This window comes from Gemmata algarum (assembly GCF_034097035.1).
Classification (GTDB): Bacteria; Planctomycetota; Planctomycetia; order Gemmatales; family Gemmataceae; genus Gemmata; species Gemmata algarum.
The window spans coordinates 71094-93209 of sequence record NZ_JAXBLV010000166.1; the positions used below are offsets into that span (position 1 = coordinate 71094).

The 22116-nt window shown below is 69.7% G+C and carries 15 protein-coding genes and 8 tRNA genes; 11 read left to right on the forward strand and 12 right to left on the reverse strand.

All coding sequences use genetic code 11. The annotated features are described in order from the left end of the window. Positions 1-124: 124 nt before the first annotated feature. The 9 genes from R5W23_RS12870 to R5W23_RS12910 all read right to left on the reverse strand — a co-directional run bounded on the left by R5W23_RS12870 (position 125) and on the right by R5W23_RS12910 (position 3382). Positions 125-1072 (reverse strand): vWA domain-containing protein, encoded by a 948-nt coding sequence (locus R5W23_RS12870; RefSeq protein ID WP_320686664.1) that lies wholly within the window; start codon positions 1070-1072, stop codon positions 125-127. A 780-nt stretch (positions 1073-1852) separates the two neighbouring features. Next, positions 1853-1924: transfer RNA gene (locus R5W23_RS12875), tRNA-Pro, on the reverse strand. 64 nt (positions 1925-1988) lie between these two features. After that, positions 1989-2060: transfer RNA gene (locus R5W23_RS12880), tRNA-Gly, on the reverse strand. Between the two features lie 81 nt (positions 2061-2141). Then, positions 2142-2214 (reverse strand) — tRNA-Phe (locus R5W23_RS12885). A 14-nt stretch (positions 2215-2228) separates the two neighbouring features. Further along, positions 2229-2301, reverse strand: a tRNA-Lys gene (locus R5W23_RS12890). A gap of 129 nt (positions 2302-2430) precedes the next feature. Next, a tRNA-Gln gene (locus R5W23_RS12895) sits at positions 2431-2502 on the reverse strand. 21 nt (positions 2503-2523) lie between these two features. Continuing rightward, positions 2524-2597, reverse strand: a tRNA-Gln gene (locus R5W23_RS12900). A gap of 13 nt (positions 2598-2610) precedes the next feature. Beyond that, positions 2611-2684: transfer RNA gene (locus R5W23_RS12905), tRNA-Asn, on the reverse strand. Between the two features lie 398 nt (positions 2685-3082). Continuing rightward, a complete protein-coding gene (locus R5W23_RS12910) occupies positions 3083-3382 on the reverse strand; it encodes a hypothetical protein (RefSeq protein ID WP_320686665.1) in 300 nt (99 codons plus the stop codon). 248 nt (positions 3383-3630) lie between these two features. Here R5W23_RS12910 and R5W23_RS12915 point away from each other — a divergent pair, with 248 nt between their 5' ends. The 7 genes from R5W23_RS12915 to R5W23_RS12945 all read left to right on the forward strand — a co-directional run bounded on the left by R5W23_RS12915 (position 3631) and on the right by R5W23_RS12945 (position 13213). Then, positions 3631-4626, forward strand: a complete 996-nt coding sequence (locus R5W23_RS12915) for a type I phosphomannose isomerase catalytic subunit (protein ID WP_320686666.1) — start codon at positions 3631-3633, stop codon at positions 4624-4626. A 313-nt stretch (positions 4627-4939) separates the two neighbouring features. After that, a complete protein-coding gene (locus R5W23_RS12920) occupies positions 4940-6505 on the forward strand; it encodes a sigma-70 family RNA polymerase sigma factor (protein WP_320686667.1) in 1566 nt (521 codons plus the stop codon). 32 nt (positions 6506-6537) lie between these two features. Then, complete coding sequence (locus tag R5W23_RS12925; protein ID WP_320686668.1) at positions 6538-7320, forward strand: cupredoxin domain-containing protein; 783 nt, start codon at positions 6538-6540, stop codon at positions 7318-7320. Positions 7321-7626: 306 nt separating this feature from the next. Beyond that, entirely contained in the window at positions 7627-9867 is a 2241-nt protein-coding gene (locus R5W23_RS12930) for a tetratricopeptide repeat protein (protein ID WP_320686669.1), read from the forward strand. A 59-nt stretch (positions 9868-9926) separates the two neighbouring features. Then, positions 9927-9998 (forward strand) — tRNA-Ile (locus R5W23_RS12935). Between the two features lie 797 nt (positions 9999-10795). After that, positions 10796-12802: a methyl-accepting chemotaxis protein gene (locus R5W23_RS12940; RefSeq protein ID WP_320686670.1), complete on the forward strand. Its 2007-nt coding sequence runs from the start codon at positions 10796-10798 to the stop codon at positions 12800-12802. Positions 12803-12865: 63 nt separating this feature from the next. Next, on the forward strand, positions 12866-13213 hold the full coding sequence (locus R5W23_RS12945; protein WP_320686671.1) for a hypothetical protein: 348 nt from the start codon (positions 12866-12868) through the stop codon (positions 13211-13213). A 631-nt stretch (positions 13214-13844) separates the two neighbouring features. Here R5W23_RS12945 and R5W23_RS12950 read toward each other — a convergent pair. After that, positions 13845-15542, reverse strand: coding sequence for an ATP-binding protein (locus R5W23_RS12950; protein ID WP_320686672.1), 1698 nt, complete (start codon positions 15540-15542; stop codon positions 13845-13847). A 474-nt stretch (positions 15543-16016) separates the two neighbouring features. Here R5W23_RS12950 and R5W23_RS12955 point away from each other — a divergent pair, with 474 nt between their 5' ends. Then, positions 16017-16235: a hypothetical protein gene (locus R5W23_RS12955; protein ID WP_320686673.1), complete on the forward strand. Its 219-nt coding sequence runs from the start codon at positions 16017-16019 to the stop codon at positions 16233-16235. A gap of 619 nt (positions 16236-16854) precedes the next feature. On the opposite strand, the gene R5W23_RS12960 is transcribed toward R5W23_RS12955, so the two are convergent. Further along, complete coding sequence (locus tag R5W23_RS12960; RefSeq protein WP_320686674.1) at positions 16855-17175, reverse strand: hypothetical protein; 321 nt, start codon at positions 17173-17175, stop codon at positions 16855-16857. A 323-nt stretch (positions 17176-17498) separates the two neighbouring features. Between R5W23_RS12960 and R5W23_RS12965 the strand changes: the two genes are divergently transcribed. Both R5W23_RS12965 and R5W23_RS12970 read left to right on the forward strand, forming a co-directional pair. Next, positions 17499-18725, forward strand: a complete 1227-nt coding sequence (locus R5W23_RS12965; RefSeq protein WP_320686675.1) for a putative DNA modification/repair radical SAM protein — start codon at positions 17499-17501, stop codon at positions 18723-18725. Then, a complete protein-coding gene (locus R5W23_RS12970; protein WP_320686676.1) occupies positions 18722-20065 on the forward strand; it encodes a TIGR03915 family putative DNA repair protein in 1344 nt (447 codons plus the stop codon). Before R5W23_RS12965 ends, R5W23_RS12970 begins: the two co-directional genes overlap by 4 nt. 82 nt (positions 20066-20147) lie before the next feature. On the opposite strand, the gene R5W23_RS12975 is transcribed toward R5W23_RS12970, so the two are convergent. Further along, positions 20148-20795, reverse strand: a complete 648-nt coding sequence (locus R5W23_RS12975) for an LssY C-terminal domain-containing protein (RefSeq protein ID WP_320686677.1) — start codon at positions 20793-20795, stop codon at positions 20148-20150. Between the two features lie 335 nt (positions 20796-21130). On the opposite strand from R5W23_RS12975, the gene R5W23_RS12980 reads away from it, so the two are divergent. After that, positions 21131-22036 carry a S1C family serine protease gene (locus tag R5W23_RS12980; protein WP_320686678.1) on the forward strand — a complete coding sequence of 302 codons (906 nt, stop codon included), beginning with the start codon at positions 21131-21133 and terminating at the stop codon, positions 22034-22036. Positions 22037-22116 lie beyond the last annotated feature (80 nt).

Genomic DNA, 22116 nt, shown 5'->3' on the forward strand with positions numbered 1-22116 from the left:
CTGAGTGTGGTCCGCCCACTCCGTGCGCGGACCACACTCAAAGCCAGAACCGCGGTACGGCGAGCGGAGTCGCACGAACACCCGCCCGGCCTCACTCTCGCCACCGCGGCCAGCCGAGCCGGTATCAGGGCTTCGGACCCGCGACGTAGCGGTACGTTCCCTTCGCCTGCCTGGCGATCATCTTCAGTTCGGCCTCCCCTTGCTGCCCCCCGAACGCAACTGTGTGGATCACCGCGGGCGGGCGCAGGGCCTGGTTCAGCACCCGGATCTGCTCGACCTCGCGGCGGTCGAACTCGCCGTCCGTCATGAGGTACACCACATCCGGCGGCGGTTTCAGCTTCAGGACGTGCTGAAACCCCACGACGGGCGAGGTGCCGTTGGCGGTCTGAATCCCCTGGACCCACTTGCTGACGGCGGCGACCTCGTTGCGGTCGGCCGTCCAGCGCTTGATCGGTTGTGGGTCCGCCTCGCCGCTGAAGAACGTCACGTAAAACTGGGCGTTCCCGCGTGACCGCGCGAGGGTGCTGGTGATCTCGGCCTTCAGCACCGTGAGGGGCGTCCCCGCCATACTGCCGGAGTTGTCGGCGAGGATGGCGAACCGGTTCCCCCGGGCCGCGGTCCCGAAGAAGCTCGCGCTCCCGGCGCCCGCGAACCCCAACGGGAACCGGCCGTCGTCGCGCCCGGAAAGGTCACCGAGCCCGGCCAACAGATCGCCCTTGTTCAACGGCACCGCGAACGGGTCCTCCGCGCGCCCGGCCGCCAACGGGGTCCAATCGCCGGCCCCTGGGTCCGCCACGGCGGTCGGAGTCCTGGCCGCCCGGGAATCGGTCTGGGGGTCGCCGAGGTTCAGTTCGGTCACGTCCCCGAGGTCCAGTTCGTCTGTCGTCGGCAACCCGGTGTTGATGACCGCTTTCGGTGGCGTGGCGACCGTCGTGCGGGTCGGGCCGAAGATCCAGAACAGCGCGCCGAAAACCAGCGCGTGGGCGACAGAACTGACCACCCACGCCGGCCCGAAGGCCTTGAGGAACCGCTCGTAACGCGAGCGGGCGTGCCGAACCGTGGGGCGGATCACCGGCTTCGGGGCGGTCGCCGGAACCGCAGGCGTGGGAGAAGCGCCTCCTGCGCCGCCCGCGGCACTCGGAGGGGAATTTGTGACACGTTCGGAACCGTGCCCGCCGGGAGTCGGCCCGCTCATGCGCGCTCTTCGTGTGGGTAGTAAAACCGTCTCATCAGAAGTACGGTCGTTTGGCACCGCTCGTTGGCAACATTCGCGCCGACGGACGCGGCCACACGATCAAACTGATCGGGATTTCGTTTAAGCCAACCCCGAGCGCACGCTTTGATCGCTCCCCACGCCCAGCCCGGTCGCGGCGCCCAAGCCCCATCAAAAATCAACAAAATCCCCGATCGGACTGCGAATCCGAGCTGAACGGGTTCGCCGCCGCGTTCTCGGTAAGAGTTTCCGTGAAGGGCGTTTCTTCGGTGAAAGCGATTCGTCCCCGAAAGCGGGTGAAGCGGGCTACTGCTGGTGCCGCCCGCACGTGGTTTGACCAACCTGTGCCCACCCGTGCGCACGGCCCGACCAAGAGATGATAGTAGATGGGGGCACCGCCCAATGTGCCCCGTCACAGGCGCTCGCCCGTTACAAAAACCAACACACTATCAACCAAGATAAATCAATCCACACATCAACACACTAATATCGAGCGAAATGTGGCAAAGGGCCGGGGATCGCCCCCACGTCGCGCGGGAGAACGACCCGCCGCCCCGCGAACAGTACACCGTGCTGGAGTCGAACCAGCCAACCAGACTTCGGAGGCCCGGTGCCGATAAACCGTCGGACGGTGCGCGATCAGGACGGCCGGAATCGAACCGACTTAAACGAGTTCCCAAGACTCGCGGCCAGCCAATGGCCCACGTCCTGAAGTGGCCCGCGCGGGTGCTCTTCGAGTGAGCTACGGGTGCGCCCCGATGTCGGGCGCGGGCAGAGCGTTCGGCGGGACTCGAACCCGCGCATCCTGGTTGGGAACCAAGCAGGCTACCACTCACCTCACGAACGCAACCTGTTCGAGCGCGGAATGCGGAACGAAGACCGCGCGATCCGTTCCGTCTTCATTCCGAGTTCCGAACTTCAAAGCAGGTCCCGGTGGCTGGGGTCGAACCAGCTCCTCCGCGTTTTCAGCACGGCGCTTCTACCGAGTTAGCTTCGCCGGGACGTTACGAACCAGTGCCCCGCCAGGGGATCGAACCCTGCGTGTGCCGGTTAAAAGCCGACTGCTTCACCGTTGAAGCGTGCGAGGCATGTTTTGAATGCGGAGTGCGGAATTCGGAATTCGGAACAAAACCCAAAAAAACACGAGAACTCGCCGTTTCTTTCAATCCGTTGTCTTTAATTCCCTATTCCGAATTCCGCACTCCGCATTCAAAAGGTTCCGGGGGCTGGAATCGAACCAACATCTCCGCGTTCAGAGCGCGGCGTTGCTACCGTTGAACTACCCCGGAACAGGTCTCGACCGCGCCGAGCACGGGGAGAAGGAGTCGAACCTTCATGGTGGCCGGGGTCAAAGCCCGGAGGCATACCGTTAGCCCATCCCCGTAGCGACCAACGAGCAGCGGTGGTAGGAATCGAACCTACAAATTACGCCTTAACAGGGCGCCGCCTTACCATTCGGCTCCACACCGCTGTGATCGAACCCGTGAGCGCACGAACGCACCGTCGGCCGGGCGTCTCGCTGGGAGGCGCCCGGCCGACGGTGCGTTCAGCGTGTGCTGAAGGCGGTCGGTGCCTGGCGTCACCCGGTTTGTTGATTGCGGGGGCGGTTCGGGAACTGTCCGGGGCGATTCAACCGCCCGAACCCGAACCCGCGCCGTTGCGGCTGCGGGCGTTGCGGGTTTCGCGGTTTATTCATGAACCCGGTCATGGGAGGCGTCCTATTTCGATGGTGCTGTCGTCGCAGATATAGACGCGGCGCACACCGGCGGGTTCGCGGTGTGCGCCGATTTATTTCGAGCCCGTCCCGGTCGCTACCCGCCACCCGGTTCCGGCGGCAAGCGGCCGGGACGGTGCGCGTCCCGAGTTCGCTCACCACCGGCGCCCGCCCTCGACCACCTCGATCCGCACGCGGCGGCCGTCGCGCTCCAGGTGCCGGGCCACGCGCTCGGCCTCGTGCCGGGTCTCGTACCGCCCGTACCGGTCCCAGTGCCCGAAGTGCCGGATTAGCACCACGTAGTCGTGGTCGTGGCGCGGGTGGCCCGGGGGCAAGAACCCGACGTCCACCGGCCCGCCGATCGGCCCCCGCACCGGCTCGCCCGCCGTCGCGGACGCCCCGCCGAACCCGACCGCCGCCGCCGCCACCGCGCCCAGAACCAGTTTGCGAATCATCTGTATTTCCTTCCCGACTCGGGGTCGAGAGCTTGAGGTCTCCCGGCGGTTTTCTGCTCCCGCCAGATTCACTCAAGTAACGGGCCGCGGCGGCCGACTTGCGCCCCCGGTTCGCATTGTTGGCGCGTGCCCGGGCGCCTATATCTGGTAGGGAACGAAACGAGCGCGATCGGCCGCGCGTGAGACGGTGCGGCCCGGGGGCGGACCCGGGCCGCACCGCGCGGCCCGCGCGAGCACGAGAGACACGAATGGCGCGCCCGCCGCTGTACCCGCTCCGGTTCGACCCGATCTTCACCACCAACCTGTGGGGCGGCCGGCGCCTCCCGGCGTACCTGAATCGCGCCGTCGGTCACGACGATCCGGTGGGCGAGGCGTGGGTGCTCAGCGACGTGGACGGGAGCCCCAGCCGCGTCACCGACGGGGCGCTCGCCGGGCGCACGCTGCGCGAGCTGCTCGCCGACGCCCCGGAGCGCGTCGTGGGCGCCGCGAAGGCCCCGCAGGGGCGGTTCCCGCTGCTGCTCAAGTTCCTCGACGCCCGCCAGGAGCTGTCCGTCCAGGTCCACCCGAACGACCAGCAGGCGGCCCTGCTCGGCCCCGGGAAGTTCGGCAAGACCGAGGCCTGGGTGGTGCTGGACCGCGACCCCGCGACCAGCCGGCTGTACGCCGGCTTCGCCGAGGGCGTGTGCGCGTCCGCCTTCCGCACCGCGCTGGCCGCGAAAACCACCCCGGCCACGCTGCACAGCTTCACCCCCGAGGTCGGCGACTGCGTGTTCCTCGAGGCCGGCACCGTCCACGCGATCGGGGCGGACCTGCTGCTGTTCGAGGTGCAGCAGACGAGCGACATCACCTACCGGCTCTACGACTGGGACCGCGTGGACGCGAAGACCAAGCAGCCGCGGCAGCTCCACATTGATGAGGGGCTAGGGTGCGCGGACTTCGGCCGCGGCCCGTGCCACCCGGTGCGTCCCTCGGCCGCGGTGGACGGCGCCGCCCGGCACGAGACGCTGGTGTCGTGCGAGTACTTCACGCTGGAGCGGCGGACGGGCGCCGCGCCGTTCCGCGCCGGGGCGGCGGACGCGTGCCGCGCGGTCGTCTGTGTCGGCGGCAGCGGGGCGCTGGAGTGGGGCGGGAACAGCTACCCGCTCCGCACCGGCGACGTGTACCTGCTCCCCGCCGAAGTGGGCGCCGCGACGGCCGTTCCGGCGACCGAACTCACGCTCCTCGAATGCGGCCTTCCGGCCTGAACCGGGAAGCCAAGGCAGATTGGACACAAAAAAGCACGGAAGCAGAAGACCAAAGCAGAAGAGGATTGGCCGCAAAAAAGCACAAAAAGCACAAAAGGGAACCAAGGCGAAGGCAGAAGAGTGATTTCAAGCCAACTCTTTTGCTTTGGTCTTCTGCTTCCTTTTGTGCTTTTTGTGCTTTTTTGCGGCCAATCTGCCTTTGCTTCCGTGCTTCTTTGCGGCCCATCCTCTTCTGCTTTCCCGCTCCGTTTTTCTGAACACTTCGCGGCTCGGGCGGACATGATGGGGTAGAAGTCCGCCGGGAACCCCGCCGATGTCCGCTCGAATCCCGTTCCTGAACCCGCTCCTCGCGCTCGACGACCGCACGCTGCTGGCCCGGTTCGCGGAGCAGCACGACCAGGGCGCGTTCGAGCAGCTCGTGAAGCGGCACGGGCGCCTCGTGTTCGGCGTGTGCCGCCGGGCCGTCCGCGACGCGCACCGCGCCGAGGACGCGTTCCAGGCCGTGTTCCTGGTGCTCGCCCGCGCGCCGCAGAAGGCGGCCGCGGCCGCGTCCGTCGGCGGCTGGCTGTTCGGGACCGCGCGGCGGGTCGGGTCGGCCGCCCGCCGTCACGAGCACCGGCGCGAGCGGCGCGAGGCCCGCGCCGCACAGCTGGTGGCTGGGGCGGGCGCCCCGGGCGGCGACTTCAGCGACCTCCTGTGCGTCCTCGACGAAGAGCTGGGGGCGATGCCCGAGGAGATGCGGGCCGCGCTGGTGGCGTGCTTCCTCGAAGAGCGCACCCAGGACGAGGCGGCGCGCGAACTGGGGTGGAGCGTCAGCACGCTGCGCCGCCGGCTCGAAAGCGGCAAGGAGCTCCTGCGCTCGCGCCTCGCCCGCCGGGGGGTGACGCTCGGGGCCGGGCTGCTCGCGGGCGGGCTCGGGGCGCCGGCGCGGGCCGCGGTCCCGGCGCTGAACCCGTCCCCGGCGGCTACGATACTCGCGAACGAGGTGCTCGTCCGGGGCGTCGGGCTGAAGGCAGGCGCGCTACTGTCCGCGGTTGTGCTCGCGGTCGGCGGGCTGGCGCACGGGCTCGTGAGCGACGCCACGCCGATGGCTTCCGCGGGTGCCGCCCCCGCGGAGGTAGCTCCGCCCATTGCCGAGGGCGTTCCGTGGGCGACCGTGTCGGGCCGCGTCGTGTTCCCGAAGGGGCACACGGTGCCGGGTCCGGCGGCTCTGGCGCCGGCGGCGCTCAAGGACGCGAGCGTGTGGGAGCCGTTCGCGCCGCTGTTCGACGAGCGCGTCCGCGTGAACGCGGGCAACCGCGGGATCGCGGACGCCGTGGTCTGGTTGCGACCGGACGCGACCGACCGCCGGGCCGAGTTCCCGGCCGATCGGGTTCACCCCGCGCTCGCCGGCGCGAAGCCGCAGAAGCACGCGGTACTCGCGGCGGCCGGGCAGTTCCGGCCCCGCGTGGTTGCGGCCCGGGCCGGCGACGCGGTGGTGTTCGAGAACCGGCTCCCGGTGCCGACCAACGTCCACTACGCCCCGACCGACGACGGCGCCCGCGACTTCAACGTGCTGCTCGGGAAGGGCGTGGCGCACACCGCGAAGCCGCTCCCGGCCCTGCGGACCCCGGACGTGTACCGCTCGGACATATACCCGTGGATGCGCGGCTGCGTGTGGGCGTTCGACCACCCGTACTTCGCCGTCACGGGCGCCGACGGGCGGTTCGAGCTGAAGGGCGTGCCAGCGGGCATGTGGCGGCTCGTGGTGTGGCACGAGGTCGCCGGCTACCACGCCGCGAGCCGACTCGGCGCAAAACTCACCGTTCCCGACGGCGGGAGCGGCCCCCTCGAACTCGGTCCGATCGAGTTCGAGAGCGACGACTGGCCGACTCCGTAACCCTCCCCGTTCCTGATTTCCGAGGTGCTCCGATGCGACTTCTCATGTCGTGCGTGTGGTGCTGCGCGCTCGCGGCCGTTGCGGGCGCGGACGACAAAGACAAATGGGCCACGGTGAAAGGCCGGGTCGTGTTCCCACAGGGCGCGAACCTGCCGAAGCCCGGTACGCTCAACGTCACCCAGGACAAAGAGCACTGCCTGAGCAAGGGACAATTGCTCGACGAGTCGGTGCTGGTGAACCCGAAGAACCGGGGCGTCAAGAACGTGGTCGTGTACCTGCGCCCGGACGACGCCAAACTGACCGCCGAGTTCACGCCGCAGCAGATCCACCCGGATGACGCCAAACGCAAACCGGCCGAGGTGGTGGTCGACCAGCCGTGCTGCGTGTTCGTGAAGCGGATCACCGTGGCCCGGGTGGGCGACACGCTGGTGGTGAAGAACCCGTCCCCGGTGGCGCACAACTTCTACTGGGAAAGCGGCAACAACGGGTCCCACAACCCGAACATCGCCAAGCAGACCGACTGGAAGATGCCGAACGCGCTGGTAAAAGAATCCCCACCAATCCCCTACAAGTGCTCCGTTCACCCGTGGATGGTCGGCTATGTGCGCGTGTTCGATCACCCGTACTACGCGGTCACCGACGAGAACGGGGATTTCGAGATCAAGAACGCCCCGGTAGGCAAGTTCCGCATCGCGTACTGGCACGAAAACGGCCTCCGCGGCGGGGTGAAGGGCCGCGCCGGCGACCCGATCGAGATCGCCGGTCCGACCACCGAGCTGAAGCCCACCGACTTCGACGTGTCCCCGAAGCCGTAACTCCGGGGCCGCCCCTGGCTCCTGGTGAGAGCACGACGGGCCGAGCCCCGACCTCGAATTCACTCCCGCCGTCCCGGGTCATGTCCGTGTTCGTGTCCGCGGGCGGCGGGCTCTTTTGCTGGTACCGGGCCGGCTCGCGAAGACCCGCTCCAACCGGACGCCGGCGCCGTTCGGCCCGCAAATGCCGTCACGCGCACGAGGCGAGGCGGAGTTGAGCCCCCGGGTCGGGTTCGCGTTGGCACGCCCGGCCGGTGTCGGTATGATCCGGAGGATTGTACCGCCTCCCGTTCCCGGCAGGAATTCGTGATGGTCGCGGCCCTTTTGATCGGCGCCGTGTTGTGCCCGTCGGCCGATCCGGCTCCGGCCGCGACGACCGACGGGCACCGCGACGCCCTCGCGCGCTACGGCGCGGCCGTGTGGAACCTGCGGCGCGAGCGGCTGCTCACCGCCGCCCGCCAGCTCGAGTCCGCGGCCAAACAGGCCCCCGAAGCGGCCGCCCCGCTCCGCGAGCTCGCCAAACTGTACGCGCAGCTCGGCCGCGACCCCGACGCCATCCGGGCCGCCCGCGCCGTCGTCGCCAGGGACCCGACCGACGCCGACACCGCGGCGCTGCTCGCCCGGCTGCTGTTCGACGCGGGCGAACCGGCCGACGCGCTCGCCGCCGCGAAGCTGGCGCTGGCCAGCACGTCCCGGCCCGAGCGGCCGGACCGGGCCGTCCGCGTGTACAAGGAGCTGGCGGCGCTGTGCGAGCGGGCGCAGCAGCTCGACCTCGCGGAGCGGGCGCTCCGGGCGGCGCTGGCGCTCGTCGCCGACGGGCGCGCCGAATCGGTGCGCGCCGGCGCGTTCACCCCGCGGGACGCCGACACCGAGGCGGCCGAGTGCTTCGAGCGGCTGGGGCACCTGTGCGTGAAGGCGGGCAAGTTCGACCCCGCGATCCGGGCGTTCGAGTCCGCCGCCGCGCTGTACGCCGACCCGGGCCGCGCCGGCGACGCGTTCGGCGCCGCCCGGCTCGGCTGGAACCTGTCGGGCGCGCTCCAAAAAGCCGGCCGCCCCGAACCGGCGCTCAAGCGCCTCGAAGAGTTCCTCGCGCTCAAGCCGCAGGTGCCCGGGCCGTACCAGCGGGCCGCCGAGCTGCTCCGCGCGGCGAACCGGCCCGACGACGTCGTGCCGGCCCTCCGCCGGTACCTCGCACGGGACCAGGAGAACCGGGCGCTGGCGGCCGTGCTGGCCGCGGAGCTGGCGGCCGACTTCCCCACCCGGCGCGAGGGGGACGAGCTGTTCCTGTCGCTCACCACGTACAGCGCCCGGCGCAACGCCGAGGCGGACCCCAAGGTCGTCGCGGTGCAGGTGAAGTCGCACCTCGACACCGGACGGGCGCGGGACATCATCGCGGACCTGGACCGCACGTTCGTGCTGCTCGAGGACAAGGACCGGAAGAAGGACAAGGGCGCCGCCCCGACCGACGCCGAGAAGCGGTTCGCCGCCGACAAGGCGCGGGCGGTGGCCGACGCGCTGAAGGAGCAACCGGAGGGGGTGAAGGCGCTGCTCACGGCGGCGGCGGACGACTTCAAGGCCGGCACCAAGCGGGCGTACGGCACGCACCACTTCATCGGGACGCTGGCGGCCCGGCACAACCAGCTCGACCTCGCGGAGCTCCAGTTCGGTCAGGCCGCGCGCGAGGCCCCGGCGGACGCGCAGCTCGACGCCCTGTCGGGGCTCATCGACGTGCTGTGGCGCCGCCGCCGCCCGGACAAGGTGGAGCGCGTGTGCCGCGGCGCGATGGACGCGCAGGTGCTGGAGGTGTTCTTCAACTTCCACCTGGCGCTGGCCCTGGCGGAGCAGGGGAAGGACGAGGAGGCGCTGAAGGCGGCGGACCGGTGCGTCCTCCAGGCGGGCGACACGGACCGGCTCACGGTGCGGCTCCGCAAGCACCGGGTGCTGGGGGCGCTGGGCCGGTGGGACGAGGCGATCCGGTACGGCGACGCGCTGCTGGACGAGTTCGACGCCCCGGCGGACCGGCAGCGCATCCGGTACGCGCAGTCCGGGGCGTACTGGGCGGCCAAGAAGCCGCGCGAGGCCGAGGCGGTGCTGCGGGCGATGCTGGACGACGACGCAGACGACGCGAGCGCGTGCAACGACCTGGGGTACCACCTGGCGGACCAGGGTCGCGACCTGGACGAGGCGGAGCGGCTGGTGCGGCGCGCGCTGATGCTGGACCGGATCGAGCGGCGCCGCGCGGGCAGCGCCGAGCCCGAGAGCGCCGCGTACCGGGACAGTCTGGGGTGGGTCCTGTTCCGCCGGGGGAAGTTGAAGGAGGCGCGGGCGGAGCTGGAAGGCGCCCTGGCCCTGCCGGAGGGGGCGACGGACCCGGTGGCGTGGGACCACCTGGGCGACGTGCTGTTCCGCTCCGGGGATAAGGCGGGCGCGCGGGAGAAGTGGGGCCGGGCGCGGGAGCTGTACGAGGCAGACCTGCGGCTGTCGTCGCGGGGCCGGCGGGACGGACGGCTGGACGAGGTGAAGCGCAAGCTGGCCCGCGTGCCGGAGTGAGCGGGTTCGGTAAGAACTGCCGTTCCCGCGCGGCCGGGAGTCGTTAGAATGCCCTGACCGGGTCTGAAGCTCAACGGTCGAGCAGGGTGCTCATAACACCTTGGAAGTGGGTTCGACTCCCACCGGACCCACTCAGGAAAACCAAGCAATTCGCAAGAAAATCAAGTAAATCGCACCCCAAGACATGCCCCAAACCTACTGAACAAGCCCACAGGTCCTTCACACCCTTTCACGGCACCTCACCCCCAAGCTTGACCCCAAGCTACGGCGGCGTAGGATCGTCCCGCGATACCCTCTTCGGCTTCGCCACATCTGCAGCCAGTTCTTCCGAATCCGGGCGGCAATCCAGGTCCACTTCCACGCTCACGCTCCCCGCCGGACGCGCCGGCCGCAGCCCTACTGCATCCCGGGTGGCGAATGATCCAGCCGATCACGACTGAAATCGTGGAATGCCCAGGGGTTTGATACTCTACGAGGGAGCTGTAGCCACCCGGAACGCAGTTGTGCCCGGCGACCCGTTCCGGGCGGAGGCGAGCGCGGCCCGAAGTTGCTCGCACTGCTCCAACTCGGCCCCATCAAGCTGCTGATGGCGGCCCCGGCCGGAAGCGCCGGCGCCACCCCGTGACCGCTATCAGGGACGAAGACGAGGCGAGTCAATCGCAACAGACGAACGCAGCCCGTGGCCCCTCCCGGGCCGCTCCGTTTGCTTCGGTGTCCGCTGAGTGAGCTAAACGCCTCTCTGACCGTCCTCACAACTCAATCACCGTTTAATTTATCATAATTTAAGCACGCAACTTTTTACGGTACTCTACGAGTATGTAGGGTAAACCCTTACGTTGTAGCACATTGCCGCCGGGACCGGCACCGGACAATTGCGGCCGTGGATAACCACAACGATCCAACAAATTCTTAACAGGTTAACGCACGCATGATCGATTCAATGCTCGGGGTGGTGTCGAAGTTGCGCCTGGGGCCGCGCCTGGTGGGCGGGTTCCTCATCATCGCCGGGGCATGCGCGTTCCTCGCGTACCAGTCGATGGACGCGCTCGGCGGGGTCCGCGAGTGCCAGGTCAACGCCAACACCAACCTGTTCCCCTCGGCCCTGGCCCTGGGCAAAATGGGCACCAACATCGTGGCGATCCAGCGCGCCGAGCGTGCCGGGATCCTCTTCGGTAAGCGTGGCGACGAGGCTAACTTGGGTATGGCCAAGGCGTCGTGCGAGCAGGGGCGGCGGGAGGCCGACGACGGGGCCAAGACGTACGCGTCCTTGCCCATGACGGACAAGGAGGCGGCCCTGTGGAAGGCGTTCGAGACCAAGCTTGCCGAGTGGAAGCGGCTCAGCGACGAGATCTGGGGGCTGATCGACCGCCGCGAGTTCGATAAGGCCGAGGAGGCGGTGGTCCGCGAGAACCCGGTCATGCGCGAGTTGAACGCCGCGCTGGCGGCGGTGCTGGACGGGCAGCAGGCGATCAGCAAGGAGGAGAACGCCAAGGCCAACGAGGTGTTCGACCACGGCCGGCGGACCATGTGGACGGTGAGCATCGGGGCGGTGGCCGCCGCGGTCGGGCTGGGGCTGCTGCTGACCGCATCGGTGGTCCGCCCGCTGACTGCGACCATATCCGTGCTCGAGGGCGTGACGAAGGGGGACCTGAGCCGCAAGGTGGAGGTGAAGTCGGAGGACGAGCTGGGGCAGTTGGGGGCCGCGCTGAACGTGGCCATCGACGGGCTGGCCGCGGCCAAGGAGGCGGAGCGGGCCGCCGTCGTGCGGGACAAGGAGCGGGCGGAGCGGGAGGCCGCGGCCGAGCGCGAGCGGGCGGAGCGGGAGGCCGCAGTGGAGCGGGAGCGGCAGGAGCGGGCGGCCGCCGCGGCGGCCGAGGTGCGGCGCAAGGCGAGCACCATCCAGGAGACCATTCGGGCGCTGGCCGCGGGCGACTTCACCGCCACCGTGCCGGACCTGGGGTCCGACGACATGGGGCAGATGGGCCGCTCCCTGAACGAAGCGGTGCTAAGCGTGCGGACCGCGCTGGAGGGGGTGCGGGAGGTGTCCGAGCAGTTGGCCGACGCGAGCGGCCAGTTGTCCAGCGCCAGCGAGGAGATCTCGTCCGGCGCCCAGGAGCAGGCGTCGAGCCTGGAAGAGACGGCCAGCTCGTTGCAGGAGATCACCGCCACCGTCAAGCAGAGCGCGGACAACGCCCAGCAGGCCCGTCAGTTGGCGAGCGGTTCCAAGGAGGTGGCCGAGCGCGGCGGCACCGTGGTGAGCGGCGCGGTCGAGGCGATGAGCGAGATCAACGGGTCCAGCAAGAAGATCGCGGACATCATCACGACGATCGACGAGATCGCGTTCCAGACCAACCTCTTGGCGCTGAACGCGGCGGTGGAGGCGGCCCGGGCCGGCGAGCAGGGCCGCGGGTTCGCGGTGGTGGCGACCGAGGTGCGGAACCTGGCCCAGCGCTCGGCCACCGCGGCCAAGGAGATCAAGGGGCTGATCCAGGACAGCGTGAAGAAGGTCGAGGCCGGCACCGAGCTGGTGAACAAGTCGGGGGACACGCTGGCCGAGATCGTCACCAGTGTGAAGCGGGTGACCGACATCGTCACCGAGATGGCGTCCGCCAGCCGCGAGCAATCGAGCGGCATCGAGCAGGTGAACAAGGCGGTCTCCCAGATGGACAGCGTGACCCAGCGGAACGCCTCCCAGACCGAGGAGATGAGCGCCACCGCCCAGTCCCTTACCGACCAGGCCGCACAACTCCGCGACTTGGTGAGCCGGTTCAAGCTGAACGGGGCCGGGCACGCGCCGGCGGCGCGACCGGCGAAGCGGCCGGCGGGGCCGAAGCCGCGGCCGGCGGTGGCCAAGGCGCTCAAACGCAGCACCAACGGGAACGGAGGCGAGCACGAGCTGGACGCCCTGGGCGGCGACGGGTTCAGCGACTTCTGACCGCCGGCGCCACCGGCGCTCGCGGCGCGGTTCCTTGTCACCCATTAACGAGAGCGTAGGCGCATGTCGGAATCCACACGGGCCGTGTTCACGATCAGCGGGCGGGTCGAGGCGCGCGAGTTGGGGGGCGTGCTCTCCCTCGCCCTCAGCGCCGCCCGCGCCGCCCCAGACGAACCGGTGTACCTGGACTGCGGCGGGGTCGTTTCATTCACCGGGGATGCTCTGCTGATGTTGGCTTGGGCCTGCCACCGGTGCGAGGCGGCCGGCGCCACGGTGCGCCTGGTCGAGTTCCCCAGCCAGATCATGGCCACGGTCACCGATCGCCTGACTGAGGCGATCACGAGACGCATGGCGGGCGCCCCCGCCGCGGGTCCCCGCCGGCGGTGGGACGGGGCGTACTCAGTCAACTAATCAATGCGTGCGCAACGATTCGTTGCACACTTCGCAGCAACGCTTGATCGCCTAGCGTATTGCTCAGCGAACGGTGCCAAGATGACCGGCGGGCTCGCACTTTGTGCCCCGCCGGTCGGGCAGAGGCCGGCACCGCGCCCGCTCAGTAGCGAGCCATGCCCCGGCTAACGCGGTCGCGAGAGGCCCCGCCGCGTACTCACGTCTGCCCCCACGACAACGGCCGCACATGTTCCACGCCCACGCGGGAGGCGGCCTAACGCCCCTGTCTTCACACGGTACGTTCCCGCGTCCCAGCGTATCACCTGCACAAGTACCCGGAATCGGCCGTCATCGCGCTCCGCACAGCGCGAGGCGGGCGGTGGACGCGTTCCCGCACGTGCGTCACACCAGAGGGCAAGGCCGAGGACGCGACTCATTGCCTTCACGACTGCCGACCGCGTCCTCCTCGCGGGGCCGGGCCGGCGCCCGGCCGGACCGTCAGCGGGGTGATGCTCGCGCTCCTCCGCTGGACCGGCACTTCCTGCCGGAATGTCGATCGCTCTCCGGCGGGCGCCTCGTTGCATAGGCGGCCGAGAACAGGCGCGGGCGGCGGGTGCCGGGAATTGCCCCGCGCCCGCAGGCGGCGGGCGCGTCAGCGTCGATCGAGCACTTCCTGGACTTTGGCAATCAGAGTTGCCGAAGCAAATGGCTTCGGTAGGAACTCGAAGGACTTGGTGGCGACCCCGTATCGCATGACCGCATCATCCGTGTACCCGCTCGTGTACAGCACGCGCGCCCCCGGGTGAGACGCTCGTACCGTTTCGACCACCTCGCGCCCGCTCAGGCCACCGGGCAGCACCACGTCCGTCAAGATGAGATCGATCGCAGCCGCGCGGCTCCTGGCGACGTGCGCCGCGTCGGCCCCGTCGGTCGCCTCCAGCACGGTGTAACCGGCGGACTGCAAAATCGCGGACGTGAACTTTCGCAGCCACCCGTCGTCTTCCACCAGCAGAACGGTCCCGCCCCCTCTCACCAGTGGAGCGGGCTCGGGTTCCGCTTCCGTTGCCACCTCCTCGTACACACGGGGCAGGAAGATGTCGAACGCGGCCCCGCGCCCGGGCTCGCTGTGCACCTCCAGGAACCCGCCCGACTGCTTGACGAACCCGTACACCATCGCCAACCCGAGGCCGGTCCCTTTGCCCACCCCCTTGGTGGTGAAGAACGGCTCGAAGACACGGCCCCGGGTGGCCGCGTCCATTCCGTGCCCGGTGTCGCTGACCCGGATCACCACGTACGCGCCGCCCGGGGCGTCCCCGCGCCCCGCGCCCACCTGTTCGTTCCGGGTGGCCAGTGTCAGCCGCCCGCCGCGCGGCATGGCGTCCCGGGCGTTCACGCTCAGGTTCACCAGCGCCTGCTCCAACTGCGTTCGGTCGGCGCACACGCGCCCGGCATCGTCGGTCAGGGACATGAGGAGTTCCACATCCTCCCCGAGCAGCCGGCTGAGGAGCTTCACCGTTCCGCGGATCAGGCCGTTCGGGCTCAGGACCCGGGGCTCGAGTACCGTCTGCCGGCTGAACGCCAGGAGCTGCGCGGTCAGCTCGGTGGCCCGGCGCCCGGCGCTGTAAATTTCTGCGATCGACTCGCGCCACTCGGGGTCCGGAGCGGGGCTGCTGAGGTACAGCTTGCTGTACCCGTTGATGACGGTGAGCAGGTTGTTGAAGTCGTGCGCCACCCCGGCCGCGAGCTGGCCGACGGCCTCCATCTTCTGGGCCTGCCGGAACTGCTCTTCCAGGGTCTTCTGGGCGGTCACGTCGAGGAACGTGACCGCCACCCCGTCGATGCGGTCGTCGCGGGTGCGGTACGGCAGCACCCGCCGCAGGTACTGCCGGCCGCCGTCCGCCTCCACCTCCCGCGCGACCGGCACGAGGCGGTCGAACACCGCGCGCGCGTCGGCCAACAGGTGCGGGTCCGTGAACTTCCATCGGAGGGCCGTGACCGACCGCCCCAGGTCGCCCGGGACGAGGTCGAGCAGATCTTTCGTTGCCCGGGTGTAGTGACGGATGTGGTGCCGGGGGTCGAGCACCAGGACGGCCAAGTCGATGCTGGACAGCAGGCTGTTCAGGTCGTTGCTCGTGGCCTCGAGTTCGGTCGTCTTGGCCTGGAGGCGGGCGTTAACCGACCTCAGTTCCTCCCGCTGGGCGGCCAGTTCCTCGTTGGCCGCCTGGAGCTCCTCGTTGGCCGCTTGCGCCTCCTCCAGCGCGGCCCGGGCCTGCGCTTGAACGCGGGCCAGCTCGGTCGCGAGCCCCTGCGGGTCCGTGGGCGCGCGGCCAAAAGGAAAAGCGTCGGCCACGGGCAGGCCCCTCACGTTAAAGCGACTTACGGTCAAAAACCCGCTCGTCGAAAGTTACAAGGTCACAAAGTCAGCAGGAGAAAAGCCTTGTGACTTTATGACTTACTGATCTGACGACTTGCGACCGGTGGCCCAAGTCAGCGACAGCCGGCCATCGTTTGCGACGCACGCACGAGAGACTCCAGCGAATACGAGCAGACAATCACATTACACATAAAAACTCACACAAGTACGAATTTTCACTTCGCCACCGCGCCCGCGACTACGGTAATCGACGTTTGCGCTCGTTGTGCCCCGGGTGGCAGCGGGAGCCGGTGGCGCCAGTGGGAGGGAGAGCCGGGCGCTCGGAACCGTTGCTCGCGCCAGGGCTACTTCGCCCGCTCCTGACATGCGTTAACGAATAACCCTGACAATGACTTATGTTTATCATCCGAATAATAGGCTCGACGGCCCCACGTATCCTTTGACGCAGCAATGCCAACCGCCCCTGACCATGACGCTGTTGAGGCATCGGGCACACGGCCGCTCCGGCGACCGCTCGTCTGGTGGTGTGCGGTCTGCAAGCGTCAGGAGCTGGTCGATATCGATCAGCTCGGCCGGTTCTTCCGCGAGGGCTGGCCGATCTGTTGCGGTGAGGTCGCGCTGGTGTGCTCGCGCCGGTGCTTCGTGCGGCCGGACGGTGGGGTGAGGTGAGCGCGTCCTGGGTGCCCGTTCGTCGTTCACATGGTGCGGCCATGATGGCGTTGGTTACCGAGCACGAGCCGAAAGACCCGTGGGGGGCGCTGTTCTGGCTCGCGGTGGCGACCATCCTCGCGTCGGCCGCTCTAATCTTTCTCTCACGCCCCGGCAGCGCGGAGACCTTCGGGGGCGGTGGTAACAGCCCACCGCAGCTCCTGGCCCGCGTGCCAGCGACCGATGGTATCCGGCTCCAGTCCCCCGATCGTTCGAGAGCCCGAGCACCGACCCGCAGCATTTTCATAAACGAACCGCCCCGCGGCCGTCGCCGAAGCTCCGTCCCGAATCCGTGAACGATTGATTAGGCCCCTATCATTAAAACTTCATTACGAACTGCGGAGGCCAGATAGTCAAACGAAGCAAAAGAACATTTCAAATACTCTAAATTTTGCGGTGTAGGGGCCTGTCAGGAGTGTCCCTTGAAATGGCAGGCAGAACCGGGCGTCCCGACCGCCACGCTCTTACCGGCCTGCGAGCAGTCCGGACGCTTTTGTCGTCCTGTTATCAGGATGCTTGGCAACGTGACCGGTTGCCGTCGTCCCGCGGACAAGCGACAGCCCCGTGAAGCACGTTCGCTTCACAACAGCTCAACTTCTCTCACCTCGTCTGGCGTCATCTGCGGTGGCGGCGTGCCCCTCCGGACCGTCGCGTACAACTCGGTCGCGTGATCGCCCGCCATCCGCTCCGCGATTCGTAACCGCCTCCGTTGAGCCAGCTCCCACACCCAGGTTTCGCCGCGCAGCGCCTCAAAGAGTCGTGCCACCCCGGCCGCTGCGTTCAGTGCCTCCGGCGCCTCGACGAGTTTCGCTTGCGCCCGCGCGAACAGCCCGCGGCACAGCCCGGCGAACTTCGGGCCGAGTAGCCGCAGTACGGCCTCGAGCAGGTCCCACCAAGTCATTGCTCCATCTCCGCTTCGTATAACGGTCAACCGCCAGCACGTTCTCGCTAACGGAATTGCTTTCCAACAGTTTAGAGGGCACGCTGGCGCCGGAGGTGCAGTGCGGGTTGCAGATCGTCCGCCCCGGGACGTAGCAGGCCGGAAGTGCGGGCGCCCTTCCGTTCGCACGGCACAGCCCCACGCCGAGGTACGGATGTGCGGGCGGTGCGGCTTGGAGGGTCGGCATCGGGCACGCGGCCCGGCCGCCGGCGGTTGCGTTTGATACGGCGCCGCGGTTCTGATAGGGTGTCCACTCGTGATCGCCCGACCAGGACCGCTCTCTCATGGACATCCGCCGGAAGCTCGAGGTCCTCGCCGACGCCGCCAAGTACGACGCCTCCTGCGCCAGCAGCGGCAGCAAAACCGCGCGCCCGGGCGCCCGCCTGGGGACGACCGAGGGGATGGGCATCTGCCACAGCTACACGCCGGACGGCCGGTGCGTGTCGCTGCTCAAGGTGCTGCTCACCAACTACTGCGTGTACGACTGCGCGTTCTGCGTCAACCGGGTGTCCAGCGACACCCCGCGGGCCCGGTTCGCCGTGACCGAGGTGGTCGCGCTGACGCTCGAGTTCTACCGCCGCAACTACATCGAGGGCCTGTTCCTCAGCTCCGGCATCGTGGGCAGCGTGGACGGGACTATGGAACAACTGGTCGCGGTCGCCCGCGGGCTGCGCGAGGGGCACGGGTTCGGCGGGTACATCCACCTGAAGCTGATCCCGGGCGCGGCGCCCGAGCTGGTCGCGGAGGCCGGCCGGTGGGCCGACCGGCTGAGCGCCAACATCGAGCTGCCCACCGCGGCGGACCTGCGGCTGCTGGCGCCGGAGAAGACGCGCCCCCAGATCGTGGACACGATGCGCGTGGTGGCGGACGGGATCGCCGAGCGGGCGGCGGACGCGCGGGCGGGGCTGAAGGCGCCGGCGTTCGCCCCCGCCGGGCAGAGCACCCAGATGGTGGTCGGGGCCACGCCCGCCACCGACGGGGAGGTGCTGGGCACGGCGGACGAGCTGTACCGCGTGCAGAAGTTGCGGCGGGTGTACTACTCGGGGTACAGCCCGACCCCGCACGCCGACGCCCGGCTCCCGGCCCGGCGCCCGCCGCTGTTGCGCGAGCACCGGCTGTACCAGGCCGACTGGCTGCTCCGGTTCTACGGGTTCGCGGTAGACGAGGTCGTGGCCCCGGGGGCGAACCTGGCCCTGGACGTGGACCCGAAGCTGGCCTGGGCGCTGGCCAACCGGGGCCGGTTCCCGGTGGACGTGAACACCGCCCCGCGGGAGCTGCTGCTGCGGGTCCCCGGGGTCGGGGTGCGGAACGTGGACCGCATCCTGGCCGTCCGCCGGCACCACGCGCTGACCGTGGCCGACCTGCGCCAGCTCCGGGTGAACTGGCGGAGCGCCGCCCCGTTCGTGCTCACCGGGGACCACAACCCGGCGGTGCGCGGGTTGGACGCGGCGGGCCTCAAAAAGAAGGTCGTGCAGCCGACGCTGTTCGACGACCTGGGGGACGACGCGTGATCGTTGCCGCCCCCGACTTCGCCGCGTGGCGGGACGCCGCCCGCGCGCTGCTGGCGGCCGACGTGGCGCCGGCCGATGTCACGTTTGAAACGGACCCGGCGGGGGGCCTGTTCGCCCCCGCCGCGGTGCCGCCCGCGCCGGCCGGGGCGCGGGTCGAGGTGCCGCGGGCGTTCGTGGCGCTGGCGGACGCGGTGTCGTGCCACCGGGACGCGCGGCGGTGGGACCGGCTGTACCGGGCGCTGTGGCGGCTGACCCGGGGCGAGCCGCACCTGCTCGATCTGGCCACCGACGGGGACGTGAGCTGGCTGCTGCGGGCCGAGAAGTCGGTGCGCCGGGACGTACACAAGATGCACGCGTTCGTCCGGTTCCGCAAGGTGGGCGAGCACTTCGTCGCATGGCACCAGCCGGACCACCGGATCGTGCGGCGGGCCGCGCCGTTCTTCGCCCGCCGGTTCCCGGAAATGCTCTGGACCGTCCTGACCCCCGACGAGTCGGTGTCGTGGGACGGCGCGGGGCTGCACTTCGGCCCCGGGGTGCCGGCGACGGGCGCCCCCCCGCCGGACGTGCTGGAGGGGCTGTGGCGGACGTACTACCGGGCCACGTTCAACCCGGCCCGGATCAAGCTGGCGGCGATGAAGAAGGAGCTGCCGGTGCGGCACTGGGCGACGCTGCCGGAGGCCGCGCTGATCCCCGACCTGCTGGCCGAAGCGCCGGCCCGGGTCGCGGCGATGGTGCGGCACAGCGAGGGCGAGCGGGCGGCGGCGCTCGTGCCCGCGGACCGCGACCTCGGGAGCCTGCGGGCCGCGATCGCGGGCTGCTCGGCGTGCGGCCGGTGCGGTCCCGGTGCCCCGCCCGTGTTTGGGACCGGACCGGCCGGCGCGCGGGTGGCGCTGGTCAGCGATCAACCGTTCGGCGGCGCGGCGGAGGAGCTGCTGGGTGCCGCACTCGGGGAAGCGGGCTTCGACCGCGGCGCGGTGTACCGGACCGCGGCCGTGAAGCGCCCGGCCCCGGGCGATGCCAGTGCTCCGGGCGATGCGGACGGGCGCGCCGCCCGGGCGTGCCGGCCGTGGCTCGAGGCCGAATTAGCCGCGCTCGGCCCGGCCGTGATCGTGTGCTTCGGCCCGCGCGCCGCTCAAGCCGTACTCGGCCCGCTGTTCCGGTTCACCGCGCGGCGGGGCGAGGTGGTGGATGCCGGGCCGGTCGCGCGCGCGATCGCGACCCACCACCCGCTCGCCGTGCTCAGGAACCCGGCGGGTAGCGGGGCGGAAATGAGAGCGGACCTGATTCGCCACCTGACGCTGGCGCGGCGGCTGGCGGAAGAGCGTGCCCCGGCCCCGTGAACTCATTGGCGCGATCACATCGCGCCCCCGAGCTAGGCCCCGACTCCACCATCATCTGGTCTGCCGACGCCTGCGCCCCCGGTTAGCGCCGCTGGCCGCCTCGAAGCGTTCGTTGACACCCGGTGCCGCTCGTCAGCACGCCAGCCCCAACCCCACCGTCCGTAAAGTAGTGGTCCCCTTCCCCGTTCCTTCCGGAGAACGGCCCGCCGCGCGGCTCGACCCGCGCCGCACTCAACCCGCCGCCGCGCGCGAGGTCCGCGAGAATGCCGTCCCGCTCCGTGTCCACGTCGGGCGCAATCCGATGCGTCAGTTTGCCCGTCGCCGGCCCTCGTCCCACACGAACGTCGAACGTCCCCGCCCCGAGCCACACCGGCCGCCCCGTGGCGTCGCACCCGGCCCGCCAGAACCGAACGTGGTGCCGGGTCCGCGCCGAGCCGAGTGCCCGCTCGAACGCGACGTCTTGCACCCGCCCGAACAGGTACAGGTCGCTGACCGGGGCCGACGGGTACGGCCGGTTCAGCACCACGCTGGCGCCGATGCGCAGCGACGAACGGACGGTCACCGGGTCGGCGGTCACCCAGCCCGCCGCGCAGAACGCGCGGACCAACTCCTCGCGGGTGCCGACCAGGCGCAGGTTCACCGGGTCGCCCGGTGTCCCGTCCCGTTTCGAGGTGAGAACCGGCTCGGCCGGCGGGACGACGAGCGCGGCGCAGAGAACGGCGGTGAACATGGGTGCGGCTCCGTTTGAACTCACTGTTGCGTGCCGGCCGTTCACACACAGTCGGGGGAACCGGAGGACAGACAAACGGAAGCCAGATGCGCCCGCGCAACTGTTACCCGCGGAGCGACCCGCACTGTTGAGATGGCCAGTTTGGCGCGCGTAAACTGATTATGAGGCGGCGTGCGACAGCCCCGGGGCGCGAACCTCGCTCCCCGGCCGCCCGTAGAAACAGAAGCCCGGCTCGGTTGCCATTTCGCCGCCGGGAACAGTCCACCGCCCAGCCGCAGCAGTGCCCCGCGACACGGGGCCGGGGCGGCTCACGTGCCAAAGGAGGTTGCGCAGTTATGTCCGTGCTCGGAACGCGAACCGTGGCGGCCGGTGTGCTCGCCGCCGCCGCCCTGTCTGTCGGCATCGGGGTGTCACTGTCGAACGCCGATGAGCCGAAGGCCCCGAAGCCGCAGCGTGCCCCGCTCGCCACCCCCGGCGAGTTCGGTCAAGCGCAGGACCAATTACGGCGGGCGATGGAAGCGCTGGCCAAGGACCCGAACGACCCGGCCGCTCGCAAGCTGCTCGACGAGGCCTGGGGCGGGATGATGAAGGGCTTCCCGGCCGGGCCGGGTGGGCTCCCCGGGCTCGCGAACCCCGCCCTCGCCACGCGGCCGCGTCTGGGCGTCCAGCTCGAACCGCTGGCGCCGATCGTCAGTGACCAACTCGGCCTGGACGCGGGCGTCGCCATCGCCGGCGTGCTGGAGGGCTCGGCCGCCGAGAAGGCCGGGTTCAAGGTCCACGACATCGTGGTCGAGTTCGCCGGCAAGGCGGTGTCGGACCCGGCGGATTTCGTGCGCCGGGTGGGCGAGGCCAAGGCCGGCGAGAAGGTGGACGCGGTCGTCGTCCGCAAAGGCAAGAAGGTCGAGCTAAAAGGGATCGAGCTGCCCGCGGCAGCGCAACAGCCCCAAGCGTTCGAGTTGCCGCTGAACCCCCGAGCCCTGGACAAGGGCCGGGGCGGGAACTCGGCCTCGGTGTCGGTATCGGGCGACACGTTTACCATCGACGCGACCCAGGACGGTGTGACCTACCTCATCACCGGCAAGGTGGGGCCGGACGGGGTGTCTGCCGAAAAGGTGAGCGTGAAAGCGGGTGACGAAGCGGTCGAGGCGGCCGAACTGGGGAAGGTGCCCGAGAAGTACCGTCCGACGGTGGAGCGGCTGCTGAAACTCGTCGGGAAGCCCCGTGGGAAGGTCATCGATTGAGTAACATCGCGACCGGCGGAGCCGCCCCGCCGGTCGGGTGCGGGTAACCGTACAGCCCGGCCGCCAGCTTGGCGTTCGAG

Excerpts from the sequence above, each read along its gene's own strand:
- R5W23_RS12980 (WP_320686678.1), top strand. The coding sequence starts at position 21,131 with ATGTCCGTGCTCGGAACGCGAACCGTGGCGGCCGGTGTGCTCGCCGCC.
- R5W23_RS12915 (WP_320686666.1), top strand. The coding sequence starts at position 3,631 with ATGGCGCGCCCGCCGCTGTACCCGCTCCGGTTCGACCCGATCTTCACC.
- R5W23_RS12955 (WP_320686673.1), top strand. The coding sequence starts at position 16,017 with ATGCCAACCGCCCCTGACCATGACGCTGTTGAGGCATCGGGCACACGG.
- R5W23_RS12975 (WP_320686677.1), bottom strand. The coding sequence starts at position 20,795 with ATGTTCACCGCCGTTCTCTGCGCCGCGCTCGTCGTCCCGCCGGCCGAG.
- R5W23_RS12920 (WP_320686667.1), top strand. The coding sequence starts at position 4,940 with ATGTCCGCTCGAATCCCGTTCCTGAACCCGCTCCTCGCGCTCGACGAC.
- R5W23_RS12965 (WP_320686675.1), top strand. The coding sequence starts at position 17,499 with ATGGACATCCGCCGGAAGCTCGAGGTCCTCGCCGACGCCGCCAAGTAC.
- R5W23_RS12930 (WP_320686669.1), top strand. The coding sequence starts at position 7,627 with ATGGTCGCGGCCCTTTTGATCGGCGCCGTGTTGTGCCCGTCGGCCGAT.
- R5W23_RS12940 (WP_320686670.1), top strand. The coding sequence starts at position 10,796 with ATGATCGATTCAATGCTCGGGGTGGTGTCGAAGTTGCGCCTGGGGCCG.
- R5W23_RS12910 (WP_320686665.1), bottom strand. The coding sequence starts at position 3,382 with ATGATTCGCAAACTGGTTCTGGGCGCGGTGGCGGCGGCGGCGGTCGGG.
- R5W23_RS12960 (WP_320686674.1), bottom strand. The coding sequence starts at position 17,175 with ATGACTTGGTGGGACCTGCTCGAGGCCGTACTGCGGCTACTCGGCCCG.
- R5W23_RS12925 (WP_320686668.1), top strand. The coding sequence starts at position 6,538 with ATGCGACTTCTCATGTCGTGCGTGTGGTGCTGCGCGCTCGCGGCCGTT.
- R5W23_RS12945 (WP_320686671.1), top strand. The coding sequence starts at position 12,866 with ATGTCGGAATCCACACGGGCCGTGTTCACGATCAGCGGGCGGGTCGAG.